At 60.3% G+C, this 12,596-nt stretch carries 12 protein-coding genes and 1 pseudogene; 9 read left to right on the forward strand and 4 right to left on the reverse strand.

Going from position 1 to position 12,596, the window contains the following annotated elements; genetic code table 11:
• Positions 1–29: 29 nt before the first annotated feature.
• Positions 30–2,993 (reverse strand): Tn3 family transposase, encoded by a 2,964-nt coding sequence (locus tag MB84_RS27900; RefSeq protein ID WP_052654681.1) that lies wholly within the window; start codon positions 2,991–2,993, stop codon positions 30–32.
• 78 nt (positions 2,994–3,071) lie between these two features.
• Between MB84_RS27900 and MB84_RS30415 the strand changes: the two genes are divergently transcribed.
• Together MB84_RS30415 and MB84_RS27905 are read left to right on the forward strand one after the other, a co-directional pair.
• Positions 3,072–3,233, forward strand: coding sequence for a hypothetical protein (locus MB84_RS30415; protein WP_157123035.1), 162 nt, complete (start codon positions 3,072–3,074; stop codon positions 3,231–3,233).
• 355 nt (positions 3,234–3,588) lie between these two features.
• Positions 3,589–5,289 carry a hypothetical protein gene (locus MB84_RS27905; RefSeq protein ID WP_052654684.1) on the forward strand — a complete coding sequence of 567 codons (1,701 nt, stop codon included), beginning with the start codon at positions 3,589–3,591 and terminating at the stop codon, positions 5,287–5,289.
• Positions 5,290–5,325: 36 nt separating this feature from the next.
• Here MB84_RS27905 and MB84_RS27910 read toward each other — a convergent pair whose 3' ends face one another.
• Both MB84_RS27910 and MB84_RS29645 read right to left on the reverse strand, forming a co-directional pair.
• On the reverse strand, positions 5,326–5,577 hold the full coding sequence (locus MB84_RS27910; RefSeq protein WP_052653811.1) for a hypothetical protein: 252 nt from the start codon (positions 5,575–5,577) through the stop codon (positions 5,326–5,328).
• A gap of 432 nt (positions 5,578–6,009) precedes the next feature.
• A pseudogene (locus MB84_RS29645) lies at positions 6,010–6,318 on the reverse strand (hypothetical protein); the annotation flags it as partial.
• 408 nt (positions 6,319–6,726) lie between these two features.
• On the opposite strand from MB84_RS29645, the gene MB84_RS27925 reads away from it, so the two are divergent.
• The gene (locus MB84_RS27925; protein WP_169835101.1) at positions 6,727–8,985 is read left to right on the forward strand and encodes a phage integrase family protein; all 2,259 of its coding nucleotides are present in this window, start codon (positions 6,727–6,729) and stop codon (positions 8,983–8,985) included.
• Positions 8,986–9,032: 47 nt separating this feature from the next.
• On the opposite strand, the gene MB84_RS27930 is transcribed toward MB84_RS27925, so the two are convergent.
• Positions 9,033–9,992: an SOS response-associated peptidase family protein gene (locus tag MB84_RS27930; protein ID WP_052654696.1), complete on the reverse strand. Its 960-nt coding sequence runs from the start codon at positions 9,990–9,992 to the stop codon at positions 9,033–9,035.
• Positions 9,993–10,113: 121 nt separating this feature from the next.
• Between MB84_RS27930 and MB84_RS27935 the strand changes: the two genes are divergently transcribed.
• The 6 genes from MB84_RS27935 (at position 10,114) to MB84_RS27965 (ending at position 12,594) form a co-directional block, all read left to right on the forward strand.
• On the forward strand, positions 10,114–10,812 hold the full coding sequence (locus MB84_RS27935; RefSeq protein WP_052654698.1) for a tyrosine-type recombinase/integrase: 699 nt from the start codon (positions 10,114–10,116) through the stop codon (positions 10,810–10,812).
• A gap of 79 nt (positions 10,813–10,891) precedes the next feature.
• Positions 10,892–11,146 (forward strand): AbrB/MazE/SpoVT family DNA-binding domain-containing protein, encoded by a 255-nt coding sequence (locus MB84_RS27940; protein WP_052654700.1) that lies wholly within the window; start codon positions 10,892–10,894, stop codon positions 11,144–11,146.
• Entirely contained in the window at positions 11,146–11,508 is a 363-nt protein-coding gene (locus tag MB84_RS27945) for a type II toxin-antitoxin system PemK/MazF family toxin (RefSeq protein ID WP_052654702.1), read from the forward strand. Before MB84_RS27940 ends, MB84_RS27945 begins: the two co-directional genes overlap by 1 nt.
• A gap of 66 nt (positions 11,509–11,574) precedes the next feature.
• A complete protein-coding gene (locus MB84_RS27950) occupies positions 11,575–11,769 on the forward strand; it encodes a YqaE/Pmp3 family membrane protein (protein ID WP_052654704.1) in 195 nt (64 codons plus the stop codon).
• Positions 11,770–12,050: 281 nt separating this feature from the next.
• Positions 12,051–12,323 (forward strand): hypothetical protein, encoded by a 273-nt coding sequence (locus MB84_RS27960; protein WP_052654707.1) that lies wholly within the window; start codon positions 12,051–12,053, stop codon positions 12,321–12,323.
• Positions 12,324–12,339: 16 nt separating this feature from the next.
• Positions 12,340–12,594 carry a hypothetical protein gene (locus MB84_RS27965; protein ID WP_245725627.1) on the forward strand — a complete coding sequence of 85 codons (255 nt, stop codon included), beginning with the start codon at positions 12,340–12,342 and terminating at the stop codon, positions 12,592–12,594.
• Positions 12,595–12,596 lie beyond the last annotated feature (2 nt).

A 12,596-nucleotide genomic window follows, 5' to 3' on the forward strand; every position in this document is an offset into this window, starting at 1 on the left:
AAGCCCTATTGATAGGATGACGATTTCGCTCAGGCCGCTAACGCCTCGAGCGACAGCCGCTTACCCATGTCCAGATCGAACCGACCGTATGGATTGATGTGGGCATAGATTAACGGCGACAGCGCGCGGAAGTCGGCGGCCTGCATCATTCGCCACCAACGTGGCTCCGACAGTACACGCTGGATCATCAGCGTGTTGACATACACCAGACAGATCTGCAGCAGGTGAAGGGCCAGCACTGACAGTTCCTGGTCTTCCAGCTGGTTCGTCGCGACCTCTCCGCCCTTGCCGAAGAAGATGAAGCTGTTCGCACTGTTCCAGTTTTCTACGACATTGAGCCCTTCATGAATTTCGCGGCGCAACGCTTCCGAATCCAGATAGCGGCACAGGAAAATCGTCTTGATTGCCTTGCCGAGTTCGGCAAGCGCCTGATAGGTTGGATGCTGCCGGTTGCTGCGCTGGAAGCGCCGCAGGATGGCTTCTGCTTCGGCGGTGCCGAGATGCAGCGCCGTCGCGTACTTGATCATCTCGTCGTATTGCTGCCGAATCAGTGTCCAGTTGATCGGGCGCGTCAGCACCGGTTCAAGATTCGCGTAGTCGGCGCCACTGCCGGCCGTCGGGAGATACAGTTTTTGTGATGCGATCGCCTTCAGACGTGGAAGCAGCTCGAAGCCGAGCAGATGGCAAAACGCGAAGCCAACTTCGCTCTGGCCATGGCTATCGGTATAGTGATTCTGTATCTCCATGTTGCTCTCATGCCGCAGCACGCCTTCGATCATGGCTGCGACCTCGGACGACGAACAGCGCTTGAGCTGCGAGTAAATGCAGACTGATTTGTGTTCGACGTGCCAGTAGATCATGACGCCGCGACCGCCGTAGCGGATATGCCACTCGGTCATGAGGTTCTGGTCCCACGCGCCGAATTTCTTGGAGTCGGATGCACAGGTGGTGCTACCGTTTCCCCAGATGGCGGTTTGCCGCACGGCGAATGTGGCATTCACGACACGAGCAATGGCGTCGCGCAGCGCGTCCTTGCGGACAAAACGTTCGCGAACGTAGCGGATTTCCTTGTAGGTGGTTGCGTGTTCGTCGGTCAGCACGCGCTTCAGTCCGGTGTTGGTGCCCAGACCATAAAGGCAGAGCAGCAGTCGGCGTTGCAACGTCGCGCGATCCACGACTTCGCGCGTACTTGCGCTATGAAATGCATCGCTGAATCCGATGCGCAGATCCGCTTCCTTGAACACATCGAGCAGGCCAGTCGACGCCCAGCGTTTGAATATCTCCGCTTTCACACGCTGCAGGTTCGGTGGATCGGGTTGTGCGTCGAGCGGCGTGAGACAGATGCGGTTCTTGCCTGTCGGGCGCAGGGTGACGCGTGAATTTTTTGGCAGCCCCTGATTCAACGCGGTCAATGCCTCGATCATCGTCCGCCGGATACCGGCCATGAACAGTTCGACATCTGCAGGGTGCCCAAGCGCTTCATAGTAAGCCTCGCGTCGCTCCCCGAAATCCGCCGGCAGATCGTCGTCAGGATTGCGGTAGCGTTCAGCACCGATCACCCAGATTTCCTTGCATTGCAGCCGCTCACGCAGCGACTGCAATACGCAGATTTCGTAGTTGATCCGGTTGATGCGCTCCTTGCCGTCCTTGTCTTCGTCGATCACGATCTCCCGCCATTTGTCGCGGATGACGCCCTTGACCGGCACTTCGTCGACGGCGAAATACTGCTGACGGCTATCGCGGTACTGGCGCAAAAGGTTCAGTGCGTTGATTACCGGGCGATGCGCTTCATTGTTGCTGCGAAATTCGAGTGCATCAAGCAGGTGAGGCAACATGCGGCGATAGTGGTTGCTATACGACGCCCGCAGAACAGTATGAACGACACGCCGAAAAGCCGGCCCCGTCGCCTTGTGCTCCTTGACGAGATCCTTTAGGGTCTGCAATCCGACGACCGGGTAGAGTGCCTGTTTGACGGAGTCATCCGGATGATCGACGGCCGCCTCCGCCAGACGAAACAGCACACCGGTCTTGCCGCGCACGCGACGGAAATCTTCCAGCAATTGCTCCTCCACCTTCTTCTCGGCCTTGCTGTCGATCTTGTGGATGATCTGCATCAGCAGATCAATCAGGCCATCGACGATTTCGTGCTGTCGCTGAAAGCAGAACGAGGCCGCCAGGCCATAGCGAATGTGTGGAGGATGTCGCCGCAAATCCCAGATCGATTCAACGCCTGCCCGCTGACGGAATTTCTGCAGCCATTTCGGTGGCACCGTTGCCAGTGTGACTGTCGGCAGCACAAGTCCGCGGATCGCTTTCAGCTTCGCCAGTTCCTGCAATAGGGTTTCGAGACTGACGCGCCCCGCGTCCCGGCGCAAATGCGAAAAGCTGATTTCCCGCTCCGGCGCCGACGTATCGCCACTCTCGTCGCCCCCATCATCTGCGGCACCCAGCAGGCGGTCCAGTGCAGTGCGCGACGTATCGGAAATGTGATCGGCAATATCCGTCAACAGTCTGGATTCGTACGCATGTGCCTCGGCGCGTAACAATCTGTCCAGTCGATGCGTGCCGGGCGATTCGAGACCCTGACTTTGTAACCAGTCGTCCGTTCGTTCTGTCAGTTGCTCAAGAGAATGATCGCCCGGCAGCAACTCGGCACGCAACCACAACGCCAAGGCATCCCAGTCGGCGGCCGTCATCCGCCGGATACCGAGCCACGACAGGATCTCAGTACGCTGACGCTTTGCGGTTCGTCCTTGCCAATCGAAGTCGTCGAGCGCCTTGATGGGAATCGCTAACTGTTCGGCCAGGTGACGCACCACCTCGGCGGGCACCTCACGGCGCGAGTCAGGAAACCGGCCCTCATACTGAAAATATTTGAGCAGTACGGCAAACCCGAACTGGCCATGACCAGTTCGCCCAGGCAGCAGTGCCCGCTCCTCTGCGGTCAGCGTCCAGTGCGCGTCGAGCTCGCCCTCGTCCCATTGTCGCTTCACCGGGTTGCCTCTCTATTTAATCATAGAAGCATATGATAGACAGATTGACTCATTCCAGCCAGAGGTATGGCGACTCAAATGGCACTTTTGGCAGCTATGTGGTCGATATTCCCCAATACCGCGAAAGCTGTTACGCCCGACTGCATCAACGCGACCAACGCCGACTCGGACATCTTTATCAAGGGCAAGAACTATTACCAGAGTGGCGGGGCAGTGATGCGAACGACGCGCCCAACCTGACCAACATGTGAAGGCAACGGCGATGGCCTACAGTGGCGGAAACGCAGACCTTGACGGTACCCCGGACAGCCCGACAATATCGCAATGACTTCAGGCGTTCGCCTGATGCCAGTCTCTGCGCCGAGGCCCAGAATGACAGCAAAACATCGAACGCGCTCGGACCGTCAAAACCCCACAGCCGCTGCGTTTTGTCGAATTTAGCTTGCGAGGCAGCAGAAAAACGCGTGCTGCCGGGCGCCGGGCCTCGCCGCCGGCAAGAACGCCGGCACTGCTATCGCGGGAAAACTGCGGCTGACGGCCCCCGCCTTCGTTAGCAAGCCGTCCTTTATCATAACGATAGTCAGGCGAACATACTATGCGCATCGACTCCACCAACGCCCCACCCCCAGCCATTAACGCCGGCACGGCAGCGGACGAACCGTTAGTATTCGAATTCTTCGAAAACGGCACATACAAACAGTTCTTTATTGCCGTTGAAGACATGCAAAAGGCCGACCCCGCGGCCTGGAACCATTGGTTCAAGAAAATCTGGAACTCAATTTGTGACTGTTTCTCCGGCCCCCGAGTCGCCGGCCCCCAAATCAACGAGGCCAACACACTTTTTCATGCCGCGGTGAGCGCGAAGGACGATGTCACCAAGGCGAAGAATTACTTCGCGTTGAAGGCGATGGCTACCCCCGAAACCCAAAGAACAAGATTTAGCGCGGTGTACGACACGACTACAGGCTTGGTTACCCTCGGCATTGAAGCTCGACTTGGCAAGGGCACGGGCGTCGCGATGACAGTGGAAGCATCAGCCCTACCTTCCGAAGCAATAGCGATCCTCGACTTGCCGCAAGACGTCATGACCGCGGCTCTGGAGAGGGAGGCGAAGAGGGATAGTGGGCAGCCTGTGCAAGCGAACTCCGTGGAGGGCGGTGTGGCTGCCGTGTCCACGACGACGCTCCAAATTGACATGACAGCTCACCTGACGGACTGGGCCAACCGGGAGTGCACGTTACTAGATAAGGATATTTTGGATGACCCGGAGCGTAAGAGGGGAGAACCACCGCCGCGTCTTATGTATTGGTTGGCCATCTTCAATGAGGAACCCCCTGTCCACGGCCAATGCGTCTACGAGCTCGAGATGAACGACGGCCTGGGCCCTTACACGTCCGAGAACGTTTGGGCCGAGGGCGCTGACATGGCAGCTAATATTGAAATCGCAGAGCGTCTTCACGAGAACCGGACGCTCCCGTCTGCTCAGGTGAACTCAGCGGGCTTTCTGATGCTGTCCGCCAACGCAGTGCAAGAATTGATGAATGAGGCCGCAGCAAAGGATCCACGCTTCGATCGCAGCGCTAATGGTTGGATGTGCAAAAATAACTTCTCCATTTCGCAGAACGGGGCCCATATGGTGATGTCCATCACCAGTGAGAGCAAACTGTCTGACGAGCAGCTCTACATGGACACAGGGGCGAGGCCGGACGCGCCACTCGTACATCCGGAGGCCACGTACAGGCAGAAGTGGGTTATCAACCCCGACGGGCGGATGCGGTGCCTCTTTGCCACAGCGGCGGCGAAAACAGTAAATCTATTGGGTGCTCTAGACGACGATGTCATTGCCGTGCATGCAGACGTTGACGACCCGCACACTGCCGGGTTAAAGAAGCGGTACGATGCTTTGGGGGACAAGGCCCGCCATTCGCTTGCGTCGTGTACGAGTCTACGAGAGTTTTTGAAGGATGCTAAGGAGTTTTTGTCAGGCGATAACGCTCGCTTTAATGAGCGAGTGGCCCATTATTTGATGGGCGAACTCTCCGTTTTGCCCAAGGGGCTAGCTAAGCCGGAGCCCGATATTCCTGTAGAAGTAAAAAACGAACTCAAGAAGCTGCTGCGCACTCATCGATATGGAATATTTGGGATAACCGAAACGCCTGAAAAAACAATAGCTAAACTCTATGCCTTGGATCTTAAACTGTTGGATGACAGAATCGACCTTGAATATAAACACCTCTCCGCAAAAGATGATCCAAGTGAACAAGTTCCTCAAAATGGGAACGACGTCTCCCCCTGACCTGCCCTGAAAAAAACGAGGATGTCCATAAATTTTTTATGCGTCGTAGGACAACTCGTGACCGCCCGGCTCCTTCTGCTTCTGCGGCTTGCCGCTCGGGGAGCCGTCCTTCGTGTGCGCGTGCCCGGCATGGCTTCGAAGCTGGCTGATTTCAAGCGCGGCCGTCTTCTCGGCCTCGCGCATGACGACAGCCGGCAGGCGCGCGGTATCGTCTGTGAAAATCTCAGCCTCGTAGCGAGCACGCGATACCGGCTCGTAATTTTTGCTGTGCCGTCGCTCGGCCTGCATGGTATCAAGCCGGTCCAGCAGTCGGTGTTTCTTGCCGGTGCCTTTGAAGCCTAGCGCGGCTGTGATTTGTGCCGGTGATGACGAGCGTTTGTGCGCGCTCGGCGGGCGGCAGGGCTGCGTAAGTCTGCACGATCTGGCGACGTCCGCATTCGCAAATGGCACTTTTGGCAGCTATGTGGTCACTACCCCTTCTACGAGAAAGGGGGGATGTTTGAGCTGGCCGTACGCGCCTACGAGGAAATTTATCGGTTTGATCTGGCCGCAAAGGTCTACCGACGGGCGAGTGCGCAGGCCGCACACGACGGGGAGCGAACGCAGTTCGATTGGTTGGCTAAACAGATGTCTCGGCGGGCAGATATCTATTTTGCCAGATACGGCCGAAATCTCTGATCACTTTCTCGGGGTTGTAAGCCGGAGGTGTTGTCAGTTTGTTTAGTTGACGATAAGACCAGGCGGCAATTGCAAGAGACGATGCCGTCCGCGCCCCAAAGGCCCGCCAGCCGAGCCCGCAACGAGCGCGAAGCCGACGAGCAGCAGCGCGAACCGCCGCGCCTTACGCTCAAGCGCGAGGTTCACCGCGACGAGCTGCGCGGCGCCCTGATTGAGCTGGTTGCCAATCTGCGCCGCCGCGTGGCGGCCAGCCTCGGTCAGCTTCGCGGCGTTTTTGTCGGTGACGGACTCGAAGTTGAGCCGGGCGGCTAGAAACGCCTTACCGGCCGCGTCCGTGGTCGCCTGCTCCAGCGCCTGCGCAATTGGCGGAAATTGGCATGGCAGGAGGAAACGCTGGGACTATTGGCCGCACTCGCCCCGCGCCGGACGGAAAAAGGGGTAGGACGCAGGGGGGAGGGGGGCGGGATATCGGCGCCTGAACCGAGGCGAGTGTGGCCACGCTGGCGCTGGCCGAGGGCATTCTAGGCGAGCGCCTCGCGTCCGTGCGGCCGCGCCGCGACGCTATAAATAACAATTGTTCTCAAATCGATATGTACAGTACTGCAATACTCTATAGTGTGGTTTTTCTGCTTTTATTCTGGCTTTTTCATTTACCTCTGACCTAAAATACCGGCAGATCAATCACTTAACGAAGCCCCGGGGCTTTGCTGACCCACCATGACTCACCCCGCAGGCGGGAAGCACGAAGACACCCCGGAGGTGACCGACGTCACCTATGTGGAGTCGCGTGCCGCGCAGGCATCACCGTCCCCGCAGCCTGACAGCGGCCGCTTGGCGCGGGCGGTGCGGGGCAGGACGCGCACGCGTGCCGAGTGGGAGCGCCGTGAACACCTCGGCATCGACCACTTCGCGTTCTTCCGGGGTTACCTGGAGCGCCTGCCGCTCGACAAGCTGGCCGACCAGTATCTCGAGACCGGGCTCGATCTGCGCATGGCGCGCTCGACCCTCCTGTGGATTCAGCAGCGACTGATCGCCGGCGCGCGCCGCGCGCAGGACTACAGTGCCGCGCGGCTGCTGGCCATCCCGCCCAAGCGGCTCGCGGCCGGTGACGGCAAGGCGCAAGCCTCGACCGAAGGGGCAGCAGGCACCGGGGGGCCCAACACATCGACACCGTCGACCGCTCGCCGGCCGAGCCTCGAAGAGTTCGCTGAAGAACACGACCCGGACGGCTTCTACAGCCAGCGCGAGCTGCTCGAGCTGTTCGCCGAGCATTATCCCGAGGCCAGGCCCGACCGGCGGGCCGAGCGCAACGAGCGGCTGCGCCGCCGCCAGGTCGCTGCCCTGCGTGCGCTGCAGGCCCTGCTGGCGGTGGCACCGGCGCAGCACCATCACTGCGCGGGCTGGTTTCACCCGGCGCTCGCGCGCCGCCTCGAGCACGCCGGCATCGTGCAACTGGCGGATCTGTTCGACGTGATCACACAACGCGGCCCGCGCTGGTACATGCAGGTGCGTGGCCTGGGCGAGGCCGGTGCCAAACGACTGCAACAGTGGCTTGCAGATCACGCCGAGCCGCTCGGGCGTGCGTTGCCTGCCGTCGCGCTCACGCCACGTCGACAACTCACTGGCGAGGCGAAGCGCGCCATGCGCGCGATCAGTGTGCAGATCGATGGCATCGCACCGCTGGAGTGGCTGGTGTGGCCCAGCACCGCCCACGCCGTGGACGTCGGCGGGACGGGGGAGGTGCCGGTCGGGCAGGGCAGTGCCGGCACCGCGTCCACCGGGGCGGTGACTGGTGTGATGACCATGACGGCCGTGATCCTCCCCAACCACGGTGAGGGCACGACCTCCTGCCAGACGCGCGCGACGAACGACGTCGACGCGGTCAAGGTGTGGCTCGCGGCGGTCGCGGCCGGGCGCAGTCCCGGCACCGTACAGTCTTACCGCCAGCACGCCGAGCGCTTTCTGAACTGGCTCGCCTTCGTGTGCCGCCGCCCGCTCGCCACGCTCACGGTCGAGGACGTCACGGCCTACCGGGCGTTCCTCGCCGCACCGCCGGCGCACTGGATCGCGCCGCGCGGTACCGCCCGCTTTACCGCCGCCTGGCGACCTTTCTCCAAACCGCTCGATGAGGCAAGCGTGCGCCTGTCGATGACGGTGCTGCAGCGCATGTGCGCGTGGCTTGTCAAGGCGCAGTACCTGCGTTTCAACCCGTTCGAGCTGGTCGCCAAGCCCCGTGCCGGCGGTGACGAAGGTTTCGGCGCGATGCACGTCGAGCATGTGCTGACCGACGCCGTGTGGGACGCCCTCGAAGCCTACTGGCGCCCGCGGGCGATTCACGACGCGTCGGCCGAGCGCACGCTGTTTGTCTTGCAGTTGGGGCGCACCACGGGACTACGGCTTGCGGAGCTGGCCCGCGCGACGGTGGGCGATCTGCGCTGCACGGTGCTGAGCGACACTGGGCCGCTGTGGAGTTTGTCCGTGCTTGGCAAGGGCAGCAAACGGCGCGAGGTGGAACTGGCCGGCTCGCTGGTGCGCCGCATTGAGGCGCATCTGGCCGGGCGGGGCATTACCAGTGCCGGCGGCGGCGGTTTGCAGCAGCTGGTGGGTGACCCGGCGCTGGCCAAGGTGGCGTTGATCGGGCGCTTGCCCGCCAAGCCGAAACGCAGGGTGGGTGGCGACTTGCCGCCCGGGGCGACGCAGGGAATGGTACAGGCGAAGGCCGGGCCATCGCTGCATGCGCCGCTCACGCCCGCCGCATTGCGCCAGGTCATCGAGCATGGCTACCGGGAGGCCGCACAGGCGCTCGAGAGCGAGTCGGGAGAAGCGGGGAATGCATTGGCGCGAGCCACGCCGCACTGGCTGCGACACACCTTTGGCACCCACGCGCTCGAGCATGGTGCCGCGTTGGAAGTGGTGCAAAAGCTCATGGGGCACGCCAGCATCGCCACGACGTCGAAGTACCTGCATCCGGAGAAACGCCGGCGTGCTGCCGACATGGACAAGGTATTCGGCAGCTAACCGGCATGCGGTGGGTACGACACTTAGTTCTCGTTACCGTCGTTTGCCTACGCCGCAAGTCGATGAGCGTAGTACGGCCGCTCACGGTCGTCGTGAATCTCGAACTGCCGCGCCAGATTGTCCGGCGATGGGTTGAGCCATGCGTCGACGTTGGCGGGCTTGATTGGCACGATACACCGGTCGTGGCCAGCATCCGAAACTTCCGGAGGAGGCTCGTCAGTGATGGCGGCGAACGACAGCAAGTCCGGCTGGCCGGCGCCAGTCCAGTGTGACCAGAGGCAAGCGACCAGCATCGGTTCGCCGGCGTCGGGCCGGAATTCCAGCACCACATTTTCGTCTTGCTCGCCGGGCGCTAACTCGCGGTGCTCCATGCGCGCGCGGCTCACGTTCTCGTAGAACGCGCTTACGATCATCAGCCCGTGCGTGACACCGAACTGTCCCTTCCAGAAGCCATCGAGCGAACTTTTTCGAGCGTTGTAAGTGCCGGGAAACCTTGTGTCGTAATTCGCCGGCTTGCCGGCGGGCCGGCACTGATAACGCATCGGTTTGATCACGCGGCGACCCTGCTCCATCACCATGATCGGTGCGTACACGCCGGGGAATATGCGCGAGTCGCGGTCCTTCAACTCGGTGCGGCGGAGATCGTCCAGGCGGCGCAACGTCGCGGTGACCTTGTCGGACGCGATGCGCTGACTCTCCGTGGCGGCCTTCGTGACTTTCGTCTGCAAGCTGCGCTGCGCATCGGCCAGGCGCTTGCGCTGCTTGAATAGCTCCTGCTCGAGGATGGCGGCCTGGGTAATCTCAAACCTGCGAATCGACTCGCAAATACCCGAAGTTTCCGGATTCGCCGTGTGCGCGAATGCCGCATCAACGGCCTTTGGCACCTTGATCCTGTCGCCGGCGGCACGCCCGGCATACAAGTCGAAAAACGCGGGCAGGTCGAGCTGCGCCCCGAACATCCGCTCGTACTGATGGAATCCCTGCGCGATTTGGGCGGAATAGCACATCGAGACCTCCTCATTTTCCGAGGACCGCAGGGAGCACGGGCGTTTATCATGAAAAGGAGCGCCCGGCGTTTCTCTCTCGTAACAAGCTCAATTTCGAGCGCATTACGAGGACCGAGAAGCCATGCACATCAAACGCGCCAAGACGCTCAAACCTGCCCAAATCCGCCACCTGCTCCGCGTGACCGAGGCCACCAGTCGGCACCCGGAGCGTGACGCACTCGTTCTGCTGTTGGGTTTTACCTGCGGCATGCGGATATCCGAGATTGCCCGCATCGAAGTGGCCGACGTTCTCCAGCCGTCCGGACTGATTCGGGAAGAAGTGAGCCTGCGGGCGGCGATCACGAAAGGCTGCCGCCAGCGCTGTGTGTACCTGAGCCATCCGAAGGCGCTTGCCGCACTCAACCGCTACATCGAATGGCGGTGGAAGCGGAGCAAAGGCACTGCAATGGATCGCCAGAAGTGGAGGGGCTTGATGCCTCAGACGTCGCTGATCCTGACTCATAAGGGGAGCCGTTACGAGTTGAGCGTCAAGCGCCGGACGAACGACAGCGGAGAGCAAGTCGAATACCTGGCTGCGGACAGCTTGCAGAGCTATGTCACCGGCCTATACCGCGCGGCTGGGCTTGGGAAGGGGTACAGCAGCCACTCCGGTCGACGCACGTTTGCCAGCCGCCTTCTGGCGCAAGGGCACTCAATCGAAACCGTACAAATATTGCTCGGCCATGCTCATCTCGATCACGTTTCTCCGTATCTTGAAGTGACGGAGCGTGAATTTCTCGAAGCGATTGAGGGGCTAGAAGAAATGTTCGCCACTGATTGATGATGCTGACCGTTTATACATGTTGAAACGCAGAAAGATTGCGTCTATACTTGTCGATACGTAATGGAGGTAAATCATCATGGCAAAGACAGCAACACTGACTATTCAGCAATGGGGAAACAGCTTGGCTGTACGGATTCCTGCCGCAGTCGCGCGCTCTGCGCACTTCGAGGTGGGTCTTGAGGTGGAGGTTACAACCGATGAGGTTGGCGTCACCGTAAAGCCTGTCGGCCCTCGTAAGCTCACCCTTGCTGAAAAGCTCGCGAAGTTCGACCTGTCGAAGCATGGCGGAGAAGCCATGGCTGCATCCCCTGTTGGTGTGGAGGCTTTCTGATGTCGAAGGTCGCTTGGGCACCGGATCGCGGCGACATCATCTGGATCGACTGCAATCCACAAGTCGGTCGAGAAATGAAGAATATGCATCCGATGCTAGTCCTGTCCCCCAGAGCGTTTAACGAGACAACCAGCATCGTCATTGGCCTGCCTATGACGACGGCGGAGTACAACGACACCAATCCGTTCGCTATCAAGTTCAAGGGGCCGAAGAACGTCACCAGTTACGTCTTGGGGCATCAGCCGAAGTCCTTCGACTGGCGGGCGCGCGGCGCCAAGCCGCATCCTTGGAAGCAAGCGCCGCATGAGGTTTTCCTGGCCGCGTGTGAGCAATTGAACCAGATCATTTCGATCTGCGAGTGAGGAATTCCCTGGCGTGAAACGCCCCGAACCGGCCGGAAGTCGGCAATGAAATCGTAGAGGAACTACATGCGCCTGCTGCTTGCGTTGATTTTGCCTTGGCTTCAATTTTTCACGATCGGGCGTCCCTTCGCGGGGATCATCTGCTTGCTTCTCCAGCTCACGATCATCGGTTGGATTCCGGCTGCGATCTGGTCTGTGTATGCGCTGAGCCAGTACAAGACCGACAAGAAAATCGAGCGCGCCTTGGCCAATCGCGGATAACGAGGAAAAAAGTCGATGAAAAGGCAAATCTTCGGGCGGAAGGCAGGTTCAGGGGTGGAAATGACGCTCCTGATCAGCAGTGACGGTGCGACGAGCGGTGGCCGACCGGCCGACCCGGGCCGACTTCACGAAGCTGAAGTGGCAAGTACTCGACGCGCGGTGGGAATGCTGCGTGAAAAGGGCGTCGAGGGATACGTGTTGTTCGAGGGTGACCCAGCTCGATACGAATTCACTCCTGGCGACGACTTGGTCTACCCGCCTGTGAACCACTAGGAAAAACGATGCAAGCCACCGATCGAAAAAATGTCTTCCGCCAGTCGCTTGTCGAGCTGGTGAACGCCCAGATCAAGTCAATCGGGATCACACCTGAAGAGGCTGCGACGGTCTTTACCGAAGAAGCGAAGGTCACCCTCGACTGTCTTGAGTGGAAGCCGTACCCGCAGCGTGCCGCGTCTGAGCATCTCGTCGCCGCAGCAGCATGCTTGAACGATGGACGCGTCATTCCGGTGCCCGGATTCGACATGCTCTTTCCAGACGCGGAAACCCCCAATTAAGGAGTGCGGAGCCAACATGGCCACGATTGAGAATAGAGGGGCAGTAGACCCTGCCGAGTACCGCGAAATGCCTGACCAGGTGCTCTTCGCACAAAGTCTGGTCCAACAAGGTGCGATCCACGCTCTCAGCTATCTGCTGCAAACCGGCTGCACTGAAGAGACCGCCACGCAAATGCTCGCGTCGCTTCGCAAGAACGCCCGGCATATCGGCGACGAAGCGTCTCGGCGTGGCATGAACTTGTTCGAGCGCGACCAGCTCGCCTTCAACTGACC

The sequence above is a fragment of the Pandoraea oxalativorans genome, from assembly GCF_000972785.3.
GTDB lineage: Bacteria > Pseudomonadota > Gammaproteobacteria > Burkholderiales > Burkholderiaceae > Pandoraea > Pandoraea oxalativorans.

Coding starts and splice junctions, on each gene's coding strand:
- MB84_RS27945 (WP_052654702.1), top strand. CDS start 11,146: ATGTCGAAGGTCGCTTGGGCACCGGATCGCGGCGACATCATCTGGATC.
- MB84_RS27930 (WP_052654696.1), bottom strand. CDS start 9,992: ATGTGCTATTCCGCCCAAATCGCGCAGGGATTCCATCAGTACGAGCGG.
- MB84_RS30415 (WP_157123035.1), top strand. CDS start 3,072: ATGGCACTTTTGGCAGCTATGTGGTCGATATTCCCCAATACCGCGAAA.
- MB84_RS27965 (WP_245725627.1), top strand. CDS start 12,340: ATGGCCACGATTGAGAATAGAGGGGCAGTAGACCCTGCCGAGTACCGC.
- MB84_RS27910 (WP_052653811.1), bottom strand. CDS start 5,577: ATGCAGGCCGAGCGACGGCACAGCAAAAATTACGAGCCGGTATCGCGT.
- MB84_RS27940 (WP_052654700.1), top strand. CDS start 10,892: ATGGCAAAGACAGCAACACTGACTATTCAGCAATGGGGAAACAGCTTG.
- MB84_RS27905 (WP_052654684.1), top strand. CDS start 3,589: ATGCGCATCGACTCCACCAACGCCCCACCCCCAGCCATTAACGCCGGC.
- MB84_RS27960 (WP_052654707.1), top strand. CDS start 12,051: ATGCAAGCCACCGATCGAAAAAATGTCTTCCGCCAGTCGCTTGTCGAG.
- MB84_RS27950 (WP_052654704.1), top strand. CDS start 11,575: ATGCGCCTGCTGCTTGCGTTGATTTTGCCTTGGCTTCAATTTTTCACG.
- MB84_RS27935 (WP_052654698.1), top strand. CDS start 10,114: ATGCACATCAAACGCGCCAAGACGCTCAAACCTGCCCAAATCCGCCAC.